Annotated in this window: 17 protein-coding genes and 1 pseudogene; 6 read left to right on the top strand and 12 right to left on the bottom strand. The window is 55.6% G+C overall.

The genetic code is table 11. From position 1 onward, the window contains the following. From C8N36_RS21305 to C8N36_RS21290, 4 genes and pseudogenes are all read right to left on the bottom strand, one after another. A pseudogene (locus C8N36_RS21305) lies at positions 1–109 on the bottom strand (IS5/IS1182 family transposase); the annotation flags it as partial. A gap of 155 nt (positions 110–264) precedes the next feature. Continuing rightward, the gene (gene rlmF / locus C8N36_RS21300) at positions 265–1191 is read right to left on the bottom strand and encodes a 23S rRNA (adenine(1618)-N(6))-methyltransferase RlmF (protein ID WP_097806720.1); all 927 of its coding nucleotides are present in this window, start codon (positions 1189–1191) and stop codon (positions 265–267) included. 913 nt (positions 1192–2104) lie between these two features. Beyond that, positions 2105–3658 carry an alanine/glycine:cation symporter family protein gene (locus tag C8N36_RS21295; protein WP_097806719.1) on the bottom strand — a complete coding sequence of 518 codons (1554 nt, stop codon included), beginning with the start codon at positions 3656–3658 and terminating at the stop codon, positions 2105–2107. An 8-nt stretch (positions 3659–3666) separates the two neighbouring features. Further along, on the bottom strand, positions 3667–4104 hold the full coding sequence (locus tag C8N36_RS21290) for a universal stress protein (RefSeq protein ID WP_097806718.1): 438 nt from the start codon (positions 4102–4104) through the stop codon (positions 3667–3669). 193 nt (positions 4105–4297) lie between these two features. Between C8N36_RS21290 and C8N36_RS21285 the strand changes: the two genes are divergently transcribed. The 4 genes from C8N36_RS21285 (at position 4298) to C8N36_RS21270 (ending at position 8039) form a co-directional block, all read left to right on the top strand. Next, positions 4298–4744, top strand: coding sequence for an Lrp/AsnC family transcriptional regulator (locus tag C8N36_RS21285; RefSeq protein WP_097806717.1), 447 nt, complete (start codon positions 4298–4300; stop codon positions 4742–4744). A 243-nt stretch (positions 4745–4987) separates the two neighbouring features. Next, positions 4988–6421 carry a pyridoxal phosphate-dependent decarboxylase family protein gene (locus C8N36_RS21280; RefSeq protein WP_141468229.1) on the top strand — a complete coding sequence of 478 codons (1434 nt, stop codon included), beginning with the start codon at positions 4988–4990 and terminating at the stop codon, positions 6419–6421. A gap of 332 nt (positions 6422–6753) precedes the next feature. Then, complete coding sequence (locus C8N36_RS21275) at positions 6754–7701, top strand: DnaJ C-terminal domain-containing protein (RefSeq protein ID WP_097806715.1); 948 nt, start codon at positions 6754–6756, stop codon at positions 7699–7701. Next, positions 7698–8039, top strand: a complete 342-nt coding sequence (locus tag C8N36_RS21270) for a chaperone modulator CbpM (protein ID WP_097806714.1) — start codon at positions 7698–7700, stop codon at positions 8037–8039. Before C8N36_RS21275 ends, C8N36_RS21270 begins: the two co-directional genes overlap by 4 nt. An 82-nt stretch (positions 8040–8121) precedes the next feature. Here C8N36_RS21270 and C8N36_RS21265 read toward each other — a convergent pair whose 3' ends face one another. Beyond that, positions 8122–9003, bottom strand: a complete 882-nt coding sequence (locus C8N36_RS21265) for a DMT family transporter (protein ID WP_097806713.1) — start codon at positions 9001–9003, stop codon at positions 8122–8124. Positions 9004–9267: 264 nt separating this feature from the next. Here C8N36_RS21265 and C8N36_RS21260 point away from each other — a divergent pair, with 264 nt between their 5' ends. Next, positions 9268–10185 carry a dihydrodipicolinate synthase family protein gene (locus C8N36_RS21260; RefSeq protein WP_097806712.1) on the top strand — a complete coding sequence of 306 codons (918 nt, stop codon included), beginning with the start codon at positions 9268–9270 and terminating at the stop codon, positions 10183–10185. A 153-nt stretch (positions 10186–10338) separates the two neighbouring features. Here the strand turns inward: C8N36_RS21260 and gltS are convergent, their stop codons facing one another. Beyond that, positions 10339–11556 carry a sodium/glutamate symporter gene (gltS, locus tag C8N36_RS21255; protein WP_097806726.1) on the bottom strand — a complete coding sequence of 406 codons (1218 nt, stop codon included), beginning with the start codon at positions 11554–11556 and terminating at the stop codon, positions 10339–10341. A gap of 159 nt (positions 11557–11715) precedes the next feature. After that, the gene (gene katG, locus C8N36_RS21250; protein WP_097806711.1) at positions 11716–13932 is read right to left on the bottom strand and encodes a catalase/peroxidase HPI; all 2217 of its coding nucleotides are present in this window, start codon (positions 13930–13932) and stop codon (positions 11716–11718) included. A 253-nt stretch (positions 13933–14185) separates the two neighbouring features. Between katG and C8N36_RS21245 the strand changes: the two genes are divergently transcribed. Continuing rightward, positions 14186–14599 (top strand): VOC family protein, encoded by a 414-nt coding sequence (locus C8N36_RS21245; RefSeq protein WP_097806725.1) that lies wholly within the window; start codon positions 14186–14188, stop codon positions 14597–14599. Positions 14600–14608: 9 nt separating this feature from the next. On the opposite strand, the gene C8N36_RS21240 is transcribed toward C8N36_RS21245, so the two are convergent. Genes C8N36_RS21240 through C8N36_RS21220 form a run of 5 tightly spaced genes read right to left on the bottom strand, consistent with a single transcriptional unit; the run spans position 14609 to position 20085 of the window. Then, positions 14609–16087 carry a class I adenylate-forming enzyme family protein gene (locus C8N36_RS21240; protein ID WP_097806710.1) on the bottom strand — a complete coding sequence of 493 codons (1479 nt, stop codon included), beginning with the start codon at positions 16085–16087 and terminating at the stop codon, positions 14609–14611. Then, the gene (locus tag C8N36_RS21235; protein ID WP_097806709.1) at positions 16084–17088 is read right to left on the bottom strand and encodes an NAD(P)H-dependent flavin oxidoreductase; all 1005 of its coding nucleotides are present in this window, start codon (positions 17086–17088) and stop codon (positions 16084–16086) included. Before C8N36_RS21235 ends, C8N36_RS21240 begins: the two co-directional genes overlap by 4 nt. Further along, complete coding sequence (locus C8N36_RS21230; RefSeq protein ID WP_097806708.1) at positions 17085–17852, bottom strand: oxepin-CoA hydrolase, alternative type; 768 nt, start codon at positions 17850–17852, stop codon at positions 17085–17087. Before C8N36_RS21230 ends, C8N36_RS21235 begins: the two co-directional genes overlap by 4 nt. Next, positions 17849–18892, bottom strand: coding sequence for an acyl-CoA dehydrogenase family protein (locus C8N36_RS21225; protein ID WP_097806707.1), 1044 nt, complete (start codon positions 18890–18892; stop codon positions 17849–17851). The genes C8N36_RS21230 and C8N36_RS21225 overlap by 4 nt, the downstream gene beginning before the upstream one ends. Next, positions 18889–20085: an acyl-CoA dehydrogenase family protein gene (locus tag C8N36_RS21220; RefSeq protein ID WP_097806706.1), complete on the bottom strand. Its 1197-nt coding sequence runs from the start codon at positions 20083–20085 to the stop codon at positions 18889–18891. The genes C8N36_RS21225 and C8N36_RS21220 overlap by 4 nt, the downstream gene beginning before the upstream one ends. Positions 20086–20095 lie beyond the last annotated feature (10 nt).

Genomic DNA, 20095 nt, shown 5'->3' with positions numbered 1-20095 from the left:
AAGCCATCTCCGGATCAAACCAGATCGACAACGATCCGCGCTGCTTCAAGCTGTCATTGTAAGACGACCAGTTTGTGGTCTTGTACTTCGTCGGGGTCCAGCTGCTCATGACCGCCTGCTATCATACTGGATTCGCGACATGAATCCCCGCAGCCGATTTGTGCAACAAAGCCGTCCGAGGCAATGCTACGATCCCGAACTCTGCAACAGTTCCCTATGAGTTTGCGGTGACGTTCTGACTTTCCAAGCGACTGTAAGGGAGCCTTAAGCCTCTGTTCTGTTTATAAACAAGGTGCGTTGTTTTTTCTTCATGTAAGTCCAAGCAATAAAACGACTGGTCTTTTGCCCCTGTGCCATTTCGACGATTTTAAACTCAGCAACCCTTGCTTTTCCAAGTATTCGGCGAAGTGGTTGGAGGTTATCTTTCTTTGACACCAATGAGGTGAACCACAGACACTGGTCGGCGAACTCCGCGCTTTGTTCAACCATTCGGGCGATAAATTTGATCTCGCCCCCCGGACACCATAGCTCTGCGTTCTGGCCGCCAAAGTTGAGCTTTCTTGAATGCCCTTTTCCAAGGTTCGCCCACTTCCGTTGGGTGCCCTTATTCGCTTGGGCCATGGACGCATGAAAAGGCGGGTTGCACATCGTGACGTGAAAAGCATCCTTGGCTTCGATCACGCCTCTAAAGATATTTTCGGGCTCAATTTGTCGCTTCAGGGTGATTTCCAACGCGTTGACGTCACAAATTTGCTTTGCCGATTTGAGAGCACCCGCATCGATATCGGTGCCCGTGAAATGCCAGCCGTACTCGCTCTGGCCCGTCAGAGGGTAAACGAGGCTCGCTCCTGTGCCGATGTCTAGGGCTTTGATGTGGTGCCCACGCGGTATTTCTTGATTATTGCTTTCGGCAAGCAAGTCCGCAAGATAGTGGATGTAGTCGACGCGACCTGGAATTGGCGGGCAAAGATAGCCGCTGGGAATATCCCAAAAATCAATATTATAATGCGTCTTTAGCAATGCCCGATTGAGCATGCGGACAGCGTTCACGTCTTTGAAATCAATCGTCGACTGACCAAGTGGATTGCTGATCTTAAAAGCCTCCAGTTCGGGCGTCTGCGCAACCAAACGCACAAAATCGTAACCTTCTGAATGTTGATTACGCGGATGTAACTTCGTTTTGGTGGCCATAGGGGACGCCTTTGTGAAAGTTGATGGACGTCGCTCGCCAGACGGTTCGTTGGTTTTAGGCCCTCATGCACAAATAGTAAAACAAGGAGCGGGGCAGTGCCTACGCGGATGTGACGACCCCTAGCCGAAATTCAACGCGGCCATTCTTACGACAGTGCAGGTTCTTTGCAGCCGTTACTCAAACGCCCAGTTACCCGTCAATAGTTGCACAGCCTTCTGCGTTGGCCAAGCCGATCACTACACCCGCTGATCAAGGGGGGGGGATAGGTCAAGCCTCTGCCAAAAGAGCACGCCATAACCTTGCCCGAGTGTCAGTCTATGATGGCCACTAGTGTCCAAACTTCAGCGGCTAGCCAATCGATGCGCCCCCAACAAACTGCGGGCCAGGAACACACTTTGGAGCGATTACAAATCGCCACGGGTTGACCGGTATTTCGGAAGCACCGATTTGATTTTATGCGGGTTCTGACCCGTGCACTTTGCGCGCCTCATCCCGCTTATCTTTGCTTCGGTGTCACGGCACGGCTTGCGCGTACCCACATTTTATTTGGATGACGGTCAAACCACCCCGAACGGCACCGGTCGGACGCGGATAAGCGCGCGGTTTTGTGCGTGCGTTTGAAGAAAAAGCAGGTCTCAATATCCAAGCGGAACATCCGGTGGATCAAAACGGGTGGTGCAAAATGTTCAAAACGTCAGCGGCGGTGACGGATTTTTCGGCTTCGGCCTCAAGATGAATTCACAGACACAGAGCAAAATGCTGTTCCATGAACATATAATCAAAACCAATTTTTCGCCGCGCCTCTTGCTGCGTACCGGCGTTCCCAACCCTCCAAATTTTTGCTTGCAGGATTTGAGCCATAAAAGCGAGGGCAGGCTCCGACGCGAACATCGCCGCGTCGGAGATTGTTGGTTAGTGTGTGAACTTCTTGATTTCGCCGCTTTCAAGACGTGAAGCGTATGAAGCCAGCTCTTTCTTCACCAATTTCATGAGGAAATAGAGGCAGAAGATGTTCACGACAGCCATGGCAAAGATCGCCGCATCAGAGAAGTCGATGACCGGACCAAGCGACGCCGCCGCACCGATGACGATAAAGATGCAAAAGATCACCTTGAACACCAGCTCCGACGTCTTGCTTTCGCCAAAGAGGTAAGTCCAAGCCTTGAGGCCGTAATAGCTCCAAGAGATCATTGTCGAGAAGGCAAACAGCACAACCGCGATGGCCAAGACATAGGGGAACCAGCTGATGCCCGATGCAAATGCAGCAGAGGTCAGCGCGACACCAGAGTTTCCATCAACTGTTGCAATGGCGTTTCCGGCCTCATTCAGCATGTAGTTGCCAGTTGTTGGATCAATGATCAGTTGCTGCGAGATCACAATCACCAATGCGGTCATTGTACAGATCACAACAGTGTCGATCAGGGGTTCGAGCAAGGACACAAAGCCTTCGGTGATGGGTTCTTTTGTTTTCACGGCAGAGTGCGCAATCGCAGCCGAGCCAACACCGGCTTCGTTTGAGAAGGCCGCCCGCTTGAAGCCTTGGATCAAAGCACCGACCATACCGCCTGCAACACCCAAACCTGTAAAGGCACCGGCAAAGATCTGGCCAAAGGCCCAACCGATTTGATCATAGTTCACGATCAAGATGATCAGCGCGGCACCAACGTACAAAATGCCCATAAACGGCACAACTTTTTCGGTCACATTGGCGATGGATTTGATCCCGCCGACGATCACTGCAAAGACAACAGCGGCAAACACGATACCGGTAATCCAGCCCGGATAGTCACCAACGATACCCGAAATCTGGGCATGCGCCTGATTGGCCTGGAACATATTGCCGCCGCCAAGCGCGCCGAGAATACAAAATACCGAAAAGACCACCGCCAGAATTTTACCGCCCGGCAGGCCCAACTCGTTGAAACCTTTGGAAATGTAATACATTGGGCCACCAGAGACAGTGCCGTCTTCGTATTCATTCCGGTATTTCACACCAAGGGTACATTCGGTGAACTTTGATGCCATTCCCAAAAGACCCGCAAGGATCATCCAGAAGGTGGCACCGGGCCCGCCAATGCCGACGGCGACCGCGACCCCGGCAATGTTCCCAAGACCGACCGTGCCAGACAGGGCAGTGGCAAGCGCTTGGAAATGGCTAACCTCACCCGCGTCATTCGGATCCGAATAGTCGCCTTTCACCAATTGAATTGCGTGTTTGAAGAAGCGAAATTGAACAAATCCAAAATACAGTGTGAAAATGGTGGCGGCGACAACCAACCACATGACGATCCATGGGAAACTGGTACCCGGGAACGGTGCGAAGATCAGGCTCACAAATGGCCCAGTTGCCTGTGCAAAGACCTGATTGACTTTCTCATCGATGCCGACAGCGTCTTGGGCCACCAACGGGCTTGCCGTCAAAGCGGCCAAAACAGAGGTCAGGCTGAATAGTGATGTCTTTTTCATGTTCAATCCTACCCTACAACTGTTACGGGCACGCTGGCGTGCATCACGAGGTTTTGTGTTGAGCTACCAAAGACGCGCTTGGCGAACCCGTCTGCAGACGCGCGGCCAACGATGATTTGCGATCCACCATTCTCGACCGTAAGCTTGTCCAAAGTTTCGGCCACATCGCCATGGCGCACGATGCCTCGGGCGGTAAAGCCTGCATCCCGAAGCGCCGTGACAGCCGGTTCAACGATCCGCGACGTTGCCAGAGCGATTTCTTCTTCGCGGCGCTTGTGACGCTGTGCGTTCTCTTCTGCGGTTTGAAATGTGAATGGTGACCATTCGATGACATAAATCACAATCAATTCGCAGGCATCGATCCTGGATGCCATGTCTTTTGCGAAGTTTAAGGCTCGCTCACCCGTTTCGGTCCCGTCCAGTCCAACGACAATTTTAACTGTCATATTATACTCCCAGATAGTTTTTTGTTTCGATTATGAGAGCTTTGCCCTCAGAACCAGGTTGCAAGGGCCGCATTGACGCAGCCCGATCGCCCTTAGGTAATTAAAGGTGATTTTCACTAGCAAGTGTTGATAAATATAGGTAATAGGCAGGTGAAATTCGCGTATGGCAGCCATTTTTTAGGGAAAATTACCAATGAGTGGGGATTTGGATAAAATTGATCAGCGAATCTTAAAGGAGTTGGCGGCGAATGGGAGGCTGTCAATTGTCGAACTTGCCACACGTGTCAACTTGACCAACACCCCCTGTTCCGAACGTGTCAAACGCCTTGAAAGATCCGGCTATATCAGCGGATATCGCGCCGTCTTGAACATGGAAAAAATGGGGCTTGGCCACTTGACCATTGTTCAGGTTTCATTGGCAGCAACAGCCGGAGACAACTCTCTTGACGCTTTCAACCGCGTGGTTCGGGATATCCCGGAAGTTGAAAGTTGCCTGATGGTGGCCGGGTCTTTTGACTATTTGCTGACGGTGCGAACGCGGGACATTTCACATTTTCGGACGGTGCTTGGTGACAAAATCAACAAGCTGCCCGGTATTCACCAAACCAATTCTTTCGCGGTGATGGAGTCGGTTCTTTAAGCCATCTCTCTTCTGTCTGCAGATTGGGAATTGTGCTTGGGGTCGCGTTTGGGCGATGCCCGAAACTGGCACCATTGCTCCCAACTCGACTCAACCTTGAAAACATGTGTAAGCTGAGGCAGCGCATTTGGGCTGGCCCTTGGGGGCCGGTGTTCAATAGTCGCTCTGTATTTGAGCCTACGCATTGTGCAATCTGGATTTTCCAAAAAGAAGAGAGCGAGCAATTATGATGGGACCTCAACCGTGACCGGATCAGGCAATCGGCATGTCGCACGCTCGGAGAAATTGTCGCTGGATGAAAACAGCCAGCGGGCAATGGAAGCTGCCGCCCGCCATGCAATCGCCTATCGTGCCACGCTGGATACCGCACCAGCCAAGCCCGACTTGCGCCCCGACGCCATCGCCGCGCGTTTCGAAGGCCCACTTGGCGAAACCGGAGAGGATGCCCTTTCAGTCATCGAGCAAATCGTTCAAGAGGCCACTGCAGGCATTCATGCTCACGCTTCACCAAGGTTTTTTGGCTATGTCTGCGGTGGATCCATGCCGGTCGGAGCCGCGGCAGATTTCCTCGTCACGGCTTGGGGGCAAAACTCCGCATCGTCATGGGAAAGCCCATCGATTGCCGCAATGGAACAGGCGGTGTGTCGTTGGTGTCTTGACCTGCTGGGACTAGACCCTGAATGCGGTGCCGGAATTGTCACCGGCGCCACAGTTGCCAACGCGCAATGTATTATTGCCGCGCGCGATGCGTTGCTGGCGCGGCAAGGGTGGGACATTGATGAGCTCGGCCTGTTTGGCGCGCCCGAAATACCAATCTTGATCGGCAGCGACGCCCATAGCGCTCCGCTTGCCGGGCTGCGATATGCTGGCCTCGGCCTTGGCCGCGCGATCCGGCTTGAGACCGACGACCAAGGGCGGATTCAGATCGACGCGCTGCAAGCAGCCTTGTCACGGTGTGAAAATCCCCCCCTTGTGATCTTGCAGGCTGGCCAGATCAACACCGGTGCCTTTGACCCCTTTGCCGAAGCAATCCCCTTGATCCATGAGCGTGGCGGCTGGGTGCATGTTGATGGTGCGTTTGGGCTTTGGGCCTATGCGGTGCCCGAGCTGAAAGACCGCCTTTCAGGTGTTGACGGGGCCGACAGTTGGGCCGTCGATCTGCACAAATGGTTGAATGCCCCATATGATGCCGGGCTTAGCATTGTGCGTGACAGGTCCGTTCTGGTGGCCGCTATGTCAGCGCGAGGCGCGTATCTTCCTGATCTTGGCGACACGTGGGAGCCAAGCGATTCAACCCTCGAACTCAGCCGCCGCGCCAGAGGCATTCCCAGCTACGCCATTTTGAAACATCTTGGCGCGACAGGGGTCCGCGAGATGATCGCGCACCATTGCGGATTGGCGCAATACCTTGCGGAAAAACTGATTGAGGTGCCGGGCATCGACGTATTGAACGAGGTGACTTTGAATCAAGTGGCTATCGCCTGCGAAACCGATGCAATCACCAAACAGGTTTTGGACCGCGTTCAAACCAATGGCCAAGTCTACCCCAGTCACGGCGAATGGCGTGGTCGCCAGATCATACGGGTTTCGATCACCAATTACGCCACAAGCCAAGCCGATATCGACCTCTTGATACAAGAAATTCTGACGGCCCATCGGCTGGTCGAAGGAATCTGAAGCGTCCAAAGAGCCGATCACGTCGCGTTGTTTCGCACGCGGAGATCATTCCCCTCTGGGCATCAAGCTTTTGATGGACACCGACCGGCCCAAGCAGGTCAGATAAACTGCACGTCTGCACACCCCGATAGGTGCCAAACAAAAATCCAATATCGCACTTGCGACATCGGACAGGCTCGGGATGCGGCATCGCGTATCTTTGCAAAAATCCCAACATTGCTGTAAAATTGAGGTGTTGGATACGCGCTACCAAATGCTGAAACGTCTCGACGATCACGGGACATGACGAACCAATCACCAAAGACAATCTGTCAGCAAGATGCGGAGAAACAATGACAAAAGATCCCTATGCCGCACTTGGCCTTACCAAAACCGCCACTGCGGAAAATATCAAGAAGGCGTATCGCAAGATCGCCCGCGCCAACCACCCAGACCTGCACCCCGGTGATCTGGCGGCCGAAGCACGGTTCAAGGAAGCCGGCAGCGCTTATGACTTGCTCAAAGACCCCGAACAGCGCCGCCGCTTTGATGCAGGCGAAATTGATGCCAAAGGGGCAGAGCAAGCACCACGCGGCTATTACCGCGACGAAGCGCGGCGGCCTGAAAACCCGTACACCCAAAGCGGCCCGAGACCAGGCGGCGATCCGTTTGGCGAAGGCTTCAACGCGGATGAGTTTTTTGCCAACTTCGCACGCAACCGCAGTGCGGATCAGAGCGGCTTTGGCCGGGGCACCCCCAATGATTGGCCCGGCCAAGACACGAAATACCGCTTGGCAGTGTCGTTTCTGGATGCAGCGCTGGGGGCCAAAACACGGATCACATTACCGGACGGAAATGCGCTGGAAGTCACTATTCCCGAAGGTGCCCGCGATGGGCAGACGCTCCGGCTGCGCGGCAAAGGTGCGCCGGGTCGGGGCGCGGGCCGACCGGGCGATGCCTATATCACGATTGATGTGGCCCCTAGTCCTGATTTTGAACGCGAAGGCGACGACATCGCCGTGGTCTTGCCAATCTCTATAGATGAGGCGATTTTGGGCGGAAAGGTCCCCGTCAACACGATAAATGGCGCTGTAAACGTGACGATACCGGTTGGGGCAAGCTCTGGCCAAGTGCTGCGTCTGAAGGGGCGCGGTGTAAAGGGGCGCTCTGGCAAAGGCGATCAACGGGTCACACTGCGCGTTGTTCTTCCGGCCAAGATTGATGACGAGCTGAAACGTTTCATCGAAGGTTGGCGCGCAAATCACGCCTATAACCCCCGCTCTGGAAAGGAAACACCATGACCAATGCCTATGCCCCAGAGCAGGTGATCAAGTCGGTTGCCTCGCTCACCCCAGAGCGCCTAAGCCATTTCGAACAATTGCGCATCGTAACCCCTGTTATAACATCTGACGGGCCGCGCTATCACACGCTGGATGTACGCAGGATCACTCTACTTTGTGAGCTGACCGATGATTTCGAAGTGAATGAAGACGCTTTGGTCATCATCATGTCTCTGCTCGACCAGTTGCACGGCGCGCACAGCAAACTAGAGCAGGTCGTTCAGGCCATCGACGCCGAACCGTCGGAAATCAAACTGCGTCTGTCACAGCGGCTGCTGGATGCATTGGCCGCCGACTGACCTCGTCTCGCAACGGCCCGATGTTAACTAATGCGCCCCTGTGATGGCGCTTCGCAGTCCCACCGCAGGGGGCTGTTGACGCTTAGTCTTGGGAAAACGCGACCAAACCGGCCCCCACGATGAGGAAAATGCCAATCAGGGCAACAGCACCGGGAAACTCGTCAAAGAAAACGGCTCCCCATATAATGCTGAAGACAAGATAGCTGTAGTCAAAGGCCGCGACTGTCGCGGGTGGCCCTTTTTGGTAGGCAATCGCGGCACCAAGGCTGCCAATGAACATGATCATAGCAAGCGCAAACACTGTTGCGGCCACAGGAAAATCTACCGGCTGCCAAACGCTTGAGACCAAAGCCCCGTCACGCCCCGCAAACCATCCGATTGCCAATCCCGCAAGGACAAGCGCGATGTTTAGCATCATGGCCAGCACAAAGGGATCATCTTTCCGGCATTTTGCAGCCGTCATCACCATTGCGCAGGCATATAGCCACGCTGAAAAAAGCGGCAGGAACGCTGCAACCTGAAAATCTGTGACATCAGGTTGAATAACCAGAACGACTCCCAAGAACCCTACGGAAATAGCAAGCAATACCGGCACTTTTGGCCATGTACGGGCCACCAGACTGGCAAGGGCTACAATAATCAACGGGGCCGTGTAGTAGGTTGCAGCAGCAACGGACAAAGGCATCAGCGGCAAGGAGATATAGTAACAGATCCACATCACGGCCAGACAGCCGCTTCTGAGGATCACCCATCCAGAAATGCGCAGTGTTTGGGCATTATTGCGGCGTGCAAGCCACCACAACAGCGGAATCACAAGGGCCGAGCGCATGACCAACATCTGCCAAAGCGGCAAGGATTGGGCGCTGGCTTTGATCAAGGCATCCCCAAGAGAAAGCGCGAACACCGCAAACACAATGGCTAGAACCGCCTGTTTGGTGCTGCTTCTGACGGCCTCCAACCTCATCAGGGCCACCTTCCAGAAAACACATTCATAATGTCCCCTCTTGCCTTGAAGCTTTCTGGCTACGGTAAAATCCGATGCCTGAAACGTCAGCAGGGGTGTGGCAACCGTCAGAGTAAAACACAGTGACCGGCATCGGCGTGCGTTCCAGTAGACCTCTGCCGCCCCATACAGTAACTGTCTTTTTGGAACACTCAATTTCGGTTGTTCAATTTGCCCTACACGACCTGAAAAGGTCGCGCGATACAAGCCAAAGGACGCCCCTTTATGAACACTGTATTGACCGGAATTTCTCCGATTGCACCGACCCCGTTTCACGAAGACGGAACCGTGGACTATGAGGGCATGAAAAGGGTCCTTGATTGTATGGTAGATCAAGGCGTCGATGCCATTTGCATTCTCGCCAACTATTCGGAACAGTTTTTACTATCAGACGACGAGCGCGCCAAGCTAACCCGCCTGTGCATCGAACATGTGGCTGGCCGCAAACCGGTGATCGTCACCACCAGCCACTTTTCTACAGACATTGCAGTGGCGCGCGCCAAAGACGTCATGGCGCTTGGTGGCGACATGATTATGATGATGCCGCCTTATCACGGGGTCGGAATTGCCCCCCCGCCCAATGTTGTCTTCGAACACTTTGCCGCCGTAAACGAAGCAATCTCCATCCCGATCATGGTTCAAGATGCCCCCCTCAGCGGCGTCACCATGAGCGTCGATCTCTTGGCAAATATGGCCAGGGAACTCGAAAACCTTAGCTACTTCAAGATCGAGTGCCCCTTTGCCGCCGACAAACTGGCGGCCCTGATCGCAGCGGCCGGAGACTACATCGACGGCCCGTTTGATGGCGAAGAAGCCGTGACGCTGCTGGCCGATCTGGATGCCGGTGCGACTGGCACTATGACTTCGGCGATGTTCCCCGAAAAACTGCGGCCGATTGTTCAAGAATATCGCGCGGGCAACGAAGCTGCCGCCTTGGAGCATTGGCAAGCCTGCTTGCCATTGATCAACCACGAGAACCGCCAATGCGGACTGAGGGCATGCAAAACCGTCTTCAAACATGGTGGTGTGATCGCAAGTGATCGCCTGCGCCACCCGTTGAAACCTATGTCGCAACGCACTATCGACAGGCTTTTGGTCTTGGCCCAAGACCTTGATATTATCGCCTTGAAATGGGGAAAGTAGCCACATCTGCACGGCCGCTGGCATATCTCAGCCACCATTAAACCACAGCGGGCCAGTACTTTAGCCGCCAGCTTGCTCAGACTTCATTTGAGCAAGCTGGCCTAAAACCATGAAGTCAAAGATGGTCCGTCAAGACGCCAACTAGAAGGTTGGTCAAAGCCCGACAAAATAGCGGATGATAAACGCGTTGGCCAAGTCCACGAAGAACGCCGACACCAAGGGCAAAATGATAAAGGCCAAGGGGGCCGGACCATAGCGTTTGGTAACCGAGGACATATTGGCAATCGCTGTTGGTGTTGCGCCCAGCGCAAACCCCGCAAATCCGGCGCTCAGAACCGAGGCTTGATAGTTGCGACCCGTTAGCGGGAAAACCAAAACCACAATGAATGTGACCGTCATCGCCACTTGCATCGCCAAGACGCCCAACACCGGTCCGCCAAGTTCGGCCAGAGTCCAAAGCTGCATGCTCATCAACGACATGGCCAAAAAGACCGACAGGCAAAATTCCGAAACCACAGCAAGCGAACGGCTGCCAGACGTCCACACCAGCTTTTTGAAAACGTAAGGCACCGTGTTGGTCATCACGATCCCGATCAACAAACACGGTACAAACAGCGGCAACTTTAACCCAAAGCCTGCAACAACCTCATTGGTCAAATAGCCCAACAAAATCGCGATGTGCACAGTGAGCATGGCCCGCATCAACCCAACGTGGGTGACATTCCCAGCGGCGGTGTCTTCTTGTTCGTGGTATTCAAGACCAACGATCGGGTCCGTGTCTTCATCTTCTGGCGCAGACAGCTTGTGCCGATCAATAAGCCCCTTCGCGATCGGTCCGCCAATGAGCGCCGCAAGAACCAAACCCAATGTGGCGGCGGCAATTCCAATTTCGTTGGCAGCTGCAAATCCGCTGACCTCTTGTATCTGCGGCCCCCATGCGATTGCCGTCCCATGCCCCCCGATCAATGCGGCCGAGCCAAGCAAGACCGCGACAGGTGTCGGGAGATCAAACACAATAACCCCGGCCAAGCCGACCAGATTTTGCAGCACCATAAAAGTAAGAGTGAGTCCGAGCAGCACAACCAAAAGCCGCCCGCCCCGCATCAAATCAGTTATTTTGGCGTTGAGCCCAATGGTCGAGAAAAACACCACCAAAAGGTAGTCACGCACGCTTAGGTCAAATTCGATCTGACGACCGGCCCATGCATATAACCCCCAAGTCGCCAGTGCCACTGCGATGCCGCCGGACACGGGTTCAGGAATGTTGAAATCTCGAAAAAAGGCAACTTTTCTATTCAAAAACGCCCCGAGGAAATAGACAATAATGCCCAATGTCACTGCGATGAACGCAGGTACTTCTACCACAATCATGCCTTTTCCCACCGTTGGTTCGCGCAAAGTTTTCTGCGCGGTTTTTGCCATGCGGGCGCTGAAAAGGCCACAGGTGGGCTTCAACCATACAGCGCAGAAACAGCAAACTCGGCGGTTTTGTGCAAAACCCGCCGAGTTACCTTTGTGTTGCGATCGAGATCAGCCTTTTAGATCAAACCTGTCGGCATCCATGACTTTGGCCCAGGCCGCTACGAAATCAGCGACGAATTTGCCTGCGTTGTCTGCTTGGGCATAGACTTCGGACAATGCGCGCAGTTGCGAATTGGAGCCAAAGACCAAATCAACCCGCGTTGCGGTCCAAACCACATCACCACTGCGGTTACGCCCTTCATACACGCCATCCCCTGCATCCGACCACGTCGTAGCCATGTCCAAAACATTGACAAAAAAGTCTTGGCTTAGCACGCCGACCCGATCTGTTAGAACACCGTGCGAGCTGCCTGCGTGGTTCGCCCCCAGCACCCGCATGCCACCAACCAAAGCCGTCATTTCAGGGGCGGTCAATGTCAACAACTGCGCCTTGTCGAGCAAGAGCTCTTCTGGGGCAATTGTATAGGCTTGCTTTTGATAGTTGCGGAAACCATCGGCGATGGGTTCCAGCACCGCAACGCTTTCAACATCGGTTTGCTCTTGGCTTGTATCCATGCGACCCGGTGTGAACGGCACGGTCACCGTCTGGCCTGCCGCCGTTGCAGCGGCCTCAATTGCTGCTGCCCCGCCCAGAACAATCACATCGGCAAGCGATACTTTTTTGTCCCCGCTGGCCTGTGTGTTGAAGTCGGTTTGCACCGCTTCAAGCGCGGTCAAAGCTTGCGCCAGAGACTCGGGTTCATTGGCGGCCCAGTCACGCTGAGGCTCTAGCCGAACGCGCGCGCCATTGGCACCGCCGCGCATATCTGAGCCGCGGAAACTCGACGCCGAAGCCCACGCTGTTTTCACAAGCGCACTGGCCGGCAATCCGCAATCCAGCAACTTGGCCTTTAGGGCGGCAATATCTGCGTCGTCGATCAGGCTGTGGTCGACGGCAGGAACCGGATCTTGCCAGATCAGCTCCTCTGCCGGAACTTCTGCACCCAGATACCTCGCACGTGGCCCCATGTCCCGATGGGTCAGTTTGAACCAAGCCCGCGCAAAGGCTTCGGCGAATTCGTCTGGATTTTCATGGAAGCGTTTCGAAATCGGCCCATAAACCGGATCCATACGCATCGCCATATCCGCTGTGGTCATCATGGTTTTGACCTTTTGCGAGGCATCATGCGCAGCGGGGGCCATGTCTTCCTCGGTCACGCCAACGGGTTCCCAGATCCACGCGCCTGCCGGACTTTTGGTCAGGTTCCAGTCATAGCCGAACAGCAGGTCAAAGTATCCGTTGTCCCATTGCGTCGGATTGGCGGTCCATGCGCCTTCGATCCCGCTGGTTGTGGTATCGCCGCCTTTGCCGCTGCCGTGGGCATTTTTCCAGCCAAGACCCATCTCCTCGATGCCAGCCGCCTCAGGCTCGGCCCCGACCAGGCTTGGGTCCCCTGCCCCATGCGCCTTGCCAAAGGTATGACCGCCTGCCACCAACGCAACGGTCTCTTCGTCGTTCATCGCCATTCGTGCAAAGGTTTCGCGAATATCCTGCCCTGAGGCCAAAACATTCGGCTCGCCGTTCGGCCCTTCTGGATTCACATAGATCAGGCCCATCTGAACCGCTGCCAAGGGGTTTTCCAGATCCCGTTCACCCGAATAACGGCTGTTGGGATTGTCATCATCGGCCAGCCATTCTGTTTCAGCGCCCCAATAGACGTCTTCCTCAGGCTCCCACACATCTGCGCGGCCACCGGCAAATCCAAAGGTTTTACCGCCCATGGATTCGATGGCACAGTTCCCCGCGAGGATCATCAAATCCGCCCATGAAATCGCATTGCCATACTTTTGTTTGATCGGCCAAAGCAAACGGCGCGCTTTGTCCAAATTGCCATTGTCCGGCCAGGAATTCAGCGGTGCAAACCTCTGTTGACCTGTGCCAGCGCCGCCGCGTCCATCCGCTGTCCGGTAGGTGCCAGCACTGTGCCATGCCATCCGGATAAACAAACCGCCATAATGGCCGTAGTCAGCGGGCCACCAGTCTTGGCTGTCTGTCATCAAGGCAAACAAATCTTGTTTTAATGCCGCTAAATCAAGCGCGTTGAATGCTCCGGCATAGTCAAACCCGTCCCCCATAGGGTCGGATTTTGAAGAATTTTGATGCAATATCCGCAAGTTCAATTGGTTGGGCCACCAATCCGAGTTGGACCGAAGGCTGCTGTTCGTCATACCGTGGGCTACGGGGCCGTGCGCTACGGGGCATTGTCCTGTGGGTTTGTCGCTCATGTCTGTCTCCAACTGAAATCATACCGGTGACCACCGGGGTTAACTCAGCCTAGAACGACTAGTTGATAAATAGAAATCGCGAATACTGATCGCATTGATAATTTTTATTTATCGCAATCGGTCCGGTCATGGACCAGGCAAAACGGGTTGGAAACCGCCGGTTCTGGCTAAAATAGCGTCCCAACAAAAGGGTGGCGCACCGGCTAAATCTGGCTACTTATATCGCTCATATCCCATGCCGAAGGAAAACCCGATGCTGACCCCCTTTCATCTCGCCTATAATGTAACTGATCTTGAGGCCACGCGCGAATTTTACGGCACTGTTTTGGGTTGCAAAGAGGGTCGCTCAACCGACACTTGGGTCGATTTCAGCTTTTTCGGACATCAAATTTCTTTGCACCTTGGCACCCCGTTTGAAACCAAATCAACCGGCCACGTCGGCGACCATCTGGTACCGATGCCGCACTTGGGCGTTGTGTTGCATATGCCCGACTGGCGCGTTTTGGCGGACCGTTTGCAAAAATCCGGGTTGGAGTTTGTCATTCCCCCAACCCTGCGGTTTGCGGGCGAGCCGGGCGAACAGGCGACCATGTTTTTCTACGATCCCAGCGGCAACCCGATCGAGGTAAAAGGCTTTGCCGATATGGATGCTGTGTTCGCCAGTTAACCCGTGGCTTTACAACAATGCAGGCAGCGCGGTTTTCAAGATTTTTCCTGTCGGTGCTGCCGGCAATTTTTCGACCACAACAATCCGGCTGGGCCGTTTGTAGCCAGCCAAACGGTCGGCCGCAAAGCTGCGTAAATCTGCCTCTTCCGGCCAGTCATTGCGGGCAGCTTCGACAAAGGCACAAACTTTTTCATCGCCCGCGTCCATGATGCCGATCACTGCGCATTGGATCACTTGCGGATGGTCATTCAACGCCGCTTCGACTTCGGGTGGATACACATTGAACCCGCCATGAATAATTAGCTCTTTTGAGCGGCCCATGATGTGCAAGTTACCCCCTGCATCAAGCCGGCCAAGGTCGCCGGTGCGCATCCAGCCGTCTGCCGTAAACACTTGATCCGTTGCCTCGGGGTTTCGAAAATACCCCTGCATGACCCCGCCGCCAGCCACCAATATTTCGCCGATGTCCCCGCCCCCGCCGGGCGCGTCTTTATCAAGCGCTATTTGCACCCCCGGAAAGGGTTGCCCGACAGAAATATCATCGTTGCGCCCTTCGTGCTGGGTCAAACAAATGCCTGCGGTGCCTTCTGTCATACCATAGCCGTTTTGCAGCGGCAGCCCAAAGAACCCTTCGGCCTTGCGCTTCCAATCTATATCCAACGGCGCGGCACCCGACGAGATGTAGCGCAGTGTTTCCACCGGCAGTGTCTCATGCCCCTGTTCGCGCGTATAATGCATCAATTGGGCCAGCATTTGCGGAACCGAAGACAAGAGAGTGACACCGCCAAGCAGCGCTTGGTACAGGTTCGCGGGCGAAAACCGCGGTTCGATACGGATCGAAGCCCCCGACAAAACCGAAGCCATGACCACCGATGCCAAGCCAAAGACGTGACTCATCGGCAAAACCCCATAGAGCACATCCGCAGGCGTGATCTTGCGGACATCACGCGACACCCCGCCGCCAAAACACAGATTGTCGTGGGTCAGCATCACGCCTTTGGGGGCGGCGGTTGTGCCGGTTGTGTAAAGGATGGTGCCGACATCGCACAATTCCTCTGCCGGGTCCGATGCCAGCGGGGCGGCCTGCAAACTGCCCTGCGCCGCCGTCAAAGGCGTCGCCCCCATGTCTTTGGCATGTTCCGCCGCTTCTTTCGACACAGCGCTGGTGAACACGGCAACAGCGGGCGTAGAATGTTCGATCACCCGCGCCACATCTGCTTTCAATTGGCGGGCATTGAACGGGATCAGGACCGCTCCGACTTTGGACGCGGCAAACAACATAGCAACAGCCGGTCCGCAGTTCTCCATGACCAGCAAAACCCGGTCATTTCGCTGCACTCCGAGATCAGTCAATTCCAGCGCCAGTGCCTCAACCGTTTGGTTGAGATCACTGTAGGTCCAAACAAATCCCAAACTGTCATTCAGTGCGGGTGCCTGTGGGTGCGCTTTGGCTTGGGCTGCCAGTACATCGTGAATGCGCATTGTCATGCCGCCTCTTCGCTTGGGGATCTTGCCCCATCCAGCCGCCCTAGCGACACCATCACTTCCCGCTCCAGCTCGGCAAATATGTCTGCCATCGGCGTCACCGCATTGGTCAAGCCTAAGGCATGACCCGCAGACAACAACCCGTGTGAAACATCGCCAGTCTCATAGGCCTTGCGTCCGATTTTACCCGAAACCAGAGGCATCAATTCCGCAATCGTTACATTCGGGTTGTCGGTTTCCATTTTGGTCACCGCTGCGGTTGTTTCATTGGCAAGTGTGCGCACCGTGTTGCGGACCGATGACATGGTCAGCGCGGTGTCACGCTCACTCGCTTCGGCAATGGCCCGCTTGTAATCTTGATGTGCGTTCAACTCTTCAGCGACCAACAGGCGGGTGCCCATCACGACGCCGGATGCCCCCATCGCCAATGCCGCAACAATCTGCGATCCGTGCCCGACGCCGCCGCCAATGATAAATGGAATATCCAAATCACGGCCTGCCATCGCGGCATTCACAAAGCTGCCGACCATATCCATCCCGGGATGACCGCCGCATTCTGCCCCGACAATCGTGACCATATCCACACCAACCGACTGCGCCTTGATCGCATAGCGCACTGCCGGCACCTTATGAATCACCACCAGCCCCAGTTCGCGTATCAACGGCATGTAGGGCTCAGGATTGCGCCCAGAGGTTTCAACCACCGTCACCCCTTCTTCGGCGGAAATGCGAAATACCGCTTCGGCGCGGTCCCCCGGCACCAGCTTTGGCAGCATCGACACGTTAACCCCAAATGGTTTTCCGCCACAAAGCGCCCGTGCTCTGGCAATTTCTGCACGCAGCGCGTCATCCTCGGGAAAACTGGCGGCGGTCAAAAAACCCAAAGCCCCTGCATGGGCAGCCGCAGCAACATAGTCGGCGTCAGCCAGCCACATCAGCCCCCCTGCCAGCACCGGCAAGCGCAGCCCGAAACGACGGGTCAGTTCAGTGTTAAGAATGGTCATAGCTGGAACTCTGCCTTGCGTTTTTCGATGAAGGCTTGAATGCCGATGGCCGCCTCGGAATCGCCTTGGGCCTCGGCCATAAACGCAGCCTCACGGTCCAACTGGTCTGAAAGCGTTGTGTCTTGCGCTTCGTTCAGTAATTGCCGGATGCGCGCCTGCGCGCGCGCCGGACCACGCGAAAGTTGCTCCGCCAATTTATGCGCATCACCCAGCGTTTCCCCTATGGGGCTCAGTTGGAAGACAATGCCGAGCGCGTGCAATTGTTCAGCGCTGATGGCCCCGCCAATCAGACAGAGCTGCATGGCCATTTGCCGCGGCAACAACCGCGACAAAGCATGGGTCAGCCCGCCGTCCGGCGTCAGCCCTGCTTTGACATAGGCTGCGGTGAATTGCGCGCCCCTGGACGCCACAATGAAATCGCAAGCCAGCGTCAAAGACAGGCCGGCCCCCGCCGCGCCGCCCTCGACCGCGGCGATAATCGGCACCGGACAAGCGTGCATGGCGCGTATTACATCATGCAAGATTTCGATCTTGGCCCGCCGTTCTTGTGGCGCAAGCGCAGCCCGTGTCGCCAGAACCTTTAGATTGCCGCCTGCACAAAAGAAATCGCCACCGGTCAGGATCACACAGCGAATATCCGGCGCGCGGGCTTGTTCCATCGCCGCAGCAATCGTTTGATACAGGTCAGGCGTGATCGCCCCGCGTTTTTCAGTAGAATTATGCACGATCAGGCTGCTGCCTTGTCGTTCAAGGCGCACTGTCATGCGGCACCCAGTGCGATGAACTGTTCCAAATGATGATCGGTATCGCCAAAACGGTGATCCGCCATAACAATGCGTTTTGCATAACGGCCCAGCGCATACTCTTCCGTCATGCCGATGCCGCCGTGCATCTGGATGCATTCCTCGGCCACCAACCGCCCAGACCGCCCTATCAGGTTCTTGGCGGCTGAAATATGACGGCCTCGCACCGGCTCTTCCGCCTCAAGGTGTGCGGCGGCCAATATAACCATGGACCGCGCCTGTTCTACGGCGACCATCACATCGACCAAACGGTGCGACAATGCCTGAAAGCTGCCAATCGGGCGACCAAACTGCTTGCGCGTTGTCAGATACTCTTGGGTCATGGCCACTGCCACATCCATGGCCCCCAAGGTTTGCGCCATTTCCGCCAAGGTCGCGGCGGCCATGGCCTGCACGATCGCCGCATACCCCTCAGTCATCAAGGGTGTTCCCGGCGTATCGGTTAGCGAAACCTCTGCTGCGCGGCCCCCTTGCGCGATTTCATACCCCTGCAACCGAAGCCCCGGCGCATCGCGCTCCACGAGCCATAGGCCAATGCCGTCTTGTACATCAGCCGTGCCCGAATGGCGGGCAGAGACAATCAACACATCCGCCGCCTCGCCGCCAACAACAACGCATTTTTCACCGGTCAGCAGATCCCCGTCGGCGCGGGTTTCCACCCAGTTCAGATCATACCGCGCTGCGGTTTCGCCATGTGCCACTGCAATTTTTTGCCCGCCTGCGATCAGCGGTTCGACATCTTGTCCGGCCGCCGTCATCAGCAGCCCCGGTAGCAGTGCATTGTCAATCAACGGCACGTCCAGATCAGCGCGGCCCAGTTCTTCGAACACCACAGCCAGATCAAACCCAGCGCCGCCATAGCCGCCTTTTTCTTCGGGGAACAAAGCGCCGATAACGCCAAGATCGGCCAAACCGGCCCAGACATCACCCGAGGCACCAGCCAGATACCGGCGCAGGCTATCTTGCAGCATTTGCCGCTCTTCGGTCAGCTCAAAATTCATTTCGCGTCCCTCATCATTTGTTTGGCGTAGATCTCGCGCTGGATTTCGTTTGATCCGCCAAAGATCGACAGTTTGCGGTTGTTGAAATAGCTGGCCGCAACGGCCCCAGCATCCAATGGGTCGGGCACCGGTGCGTTGCCATCCACCCCGTCCGAGGCAAAGGGCATCGCATGTGGCCCCACCGCACGGCGGGCCAGATCGGTGATTTCCTGACGAATTTGCGTGCCCTTGATTTTCAAAAGCGAGCTTTCGATCCCCGGCGCTTGGCCCGCAGCCGCTTTGGACACGATCCGTAAATTCGTGGTCGACATGGCCATCAAATCAATCTCGACCTGCGCGACCCTTGCCGCGAAATGCGGGTTTTCAATCAGCGGCCTGCCGCCAGACCGCGCGCGGATGGCGATCCGCTTCACCGTATCCAAACCTGCACGGCTAAAGCCGACACCGGCAATATTCGTGCGCTCATGCGTCAGCAGGTATTTGGCATAGGTCCAGCCTTTGTTTTCTGCGCCAACCAGATTTTCCACAGGCACGCGGACATCGGTGAACCAGACCTCGTTCACCTCGACCCCGCCGTCGATCAGTGTGATCGGGCGCACTTCGATTCCAGGGGTGTCCATATCGATCAACAAGAACGAAATGCCTTCTTGCTTTTTGGCATCCGGATCGGTGCGCACAAGGCAGAAGATCATGTTTGCGTGTTGGCCCAGCGTAGTCCACGTCTTTTGACCATTCACGACATAGTGGTCTCCGTCGCGCAGGGCGCGGGTTTGCAACGCTGCCAGATCACTGCCTGCACCCGGTTCCGAATAGCCCTGACACCACCAGTCCTGACCGTTCAGGATGCGCGGCAACCAATGGGCTTGCTGCGCCTCGGACCCGAATTTTTGCAGCACGGGGCCAAGCATTGCCAAACCAAAGGGCACCACACGCGGCGCATGGGCCAAGGCGCATTCTTCTTCATAAATGTGGCGCTGCACGGTGCCCCATTCCGCCCCGCCAAAGCGTTTGGGCCAATTGGTCGCCAACCAGCCGCGCGCATTCAACTGGCTGTGCCAGAAGTCATGGTCTTCCTTGCTCAGACCTTGGTTCAGGCGCACCTTGTCCGCCAAAGCGGCGGGGAGCTTTTCCGCCAGAAAGGCTTTGACCTCTGCGCGAAATGCGTGGTCTTCAGCGGTAAAATTCAGGTCCATTTTCCGCTCT

Source organism: Pelagimonas varians, from assembly GCF_003208435.1.
GTDB classification, from domain to species: Bacteria; Pseudomonadota; Alphaproteobacteria; order Rhodobacterales; family Rhodobacteraceae; genus Pelagimonas; species Pelagimonas varians.
This window is presented reverse-complemented; position numbering and strand designations above follow the sequence as displayed.

Coding starts and splice junctions, on each gene's coding strand:
- rlmF (WP_097806720.1), bottom strand. CDS start 1,191: ATGGCCACCAAAACGAAGTTACATCCGCGTAATCAACATTCAGAAGGT.
- C8N36_RS21295 (WP_097806719.1), bottom strand. CDS start 3,658: ATGAAAAAGACATCACTATTCAGCCTGACCTCTGTTTTGGCCGCTTTG.
- C8N36_RS21290 (WP_097806718.1), bottom strand. CDS start 4,104: ATGACAGTTAAAATTGTCGTTGGACTGGACGGGACCGAAACGGGTGAG.
- C8N36_RS21285 (WP_097806717.1), top strand. CDS start 4,298: ATGAGTGGGGATTTGGATAAAATTGATCAGCGAATCTTAAAGGAGTTG.
- C8N36_RS21275 (WP_097806715.1), top strand. CDS start 6,754: ATGACAAAAGATCCCTATGCCGCACTTGGCCTTACCAAAACCGCCACT.
- C8N36_RS21270 (WP_097806714.1), top strand. CDS start 7,698: ATGACCAATGCCTATGCCCCAGAGCAGGTGATCAAGTCGGTTGCCTCG.
- C8N36_RS21265 (WP_097806713.1), bottom strand. CDS start 9,003: ATGAGGTTGGAGGCCGTCAGAAGCAGCACCAAACAGGCGGTTCTAGCC.
- C8N36_RS21260 (WP_097806712.1), top strand. CDS start 9,268: ATGAACACTGTATTGACCGGAATTTCTCCGATTGCACCGACCCCGTTT.
- gltS (WP_097806726.1), bottom strand. CDS start 11,556: ATGATTGTGGTAGAAGTACCTGCGTTCATCGCAGTGACATTGGGCATT.
- katG (WP_097806711.1), bottom strand. CDS start 13,932: ATGAGCGACAAACCCACAGGACAATGCCCCGTAGCGCACGGCCCCGTA.
- C8N36_RS21245 (WP_097806725.1), top strand. CDS start 14,186: ATGCTGACCCCCTTTCATCTCGCCTATAATGTAACTGATCTTGAGGCC.
- C8N36_RS21240 (WP_097806710.1), bottom strand. CDS start 16,087: ATGACAATGCGCATTCACGATGTACTGGCAGCCCAAGCCAAAGCGCAC.
- C8N36_RS21235 (WP_097806709.1), bottom strand. CDS start 17,088: ATGACCATTCTTAACACTGAACTGACCCGTCGTTTCGGGCTGCGCTTG.
- C8N36_RS21230 (WP_097806708.1), bottom strand. CDS start 17,852: ATGACAGTGCGCCTTGAACGACAAGGCAGCAGCCTGATCGTGCATAAT.
- C8N36_RS21225 (WP_097806707.1), bottom strand. CDS start 18,892: ATGAATTTTGAGCTGACCGAAGAGCGGCAAATGCTGCAAGATAGCCTG.
- C8N36_RS21220 (WP_097806706.1), bottom strand. CDS start 20,085: ATGGACCTGAATTTTACCGCTGAAGACCACGCATTTCGCGCAGAGGTC.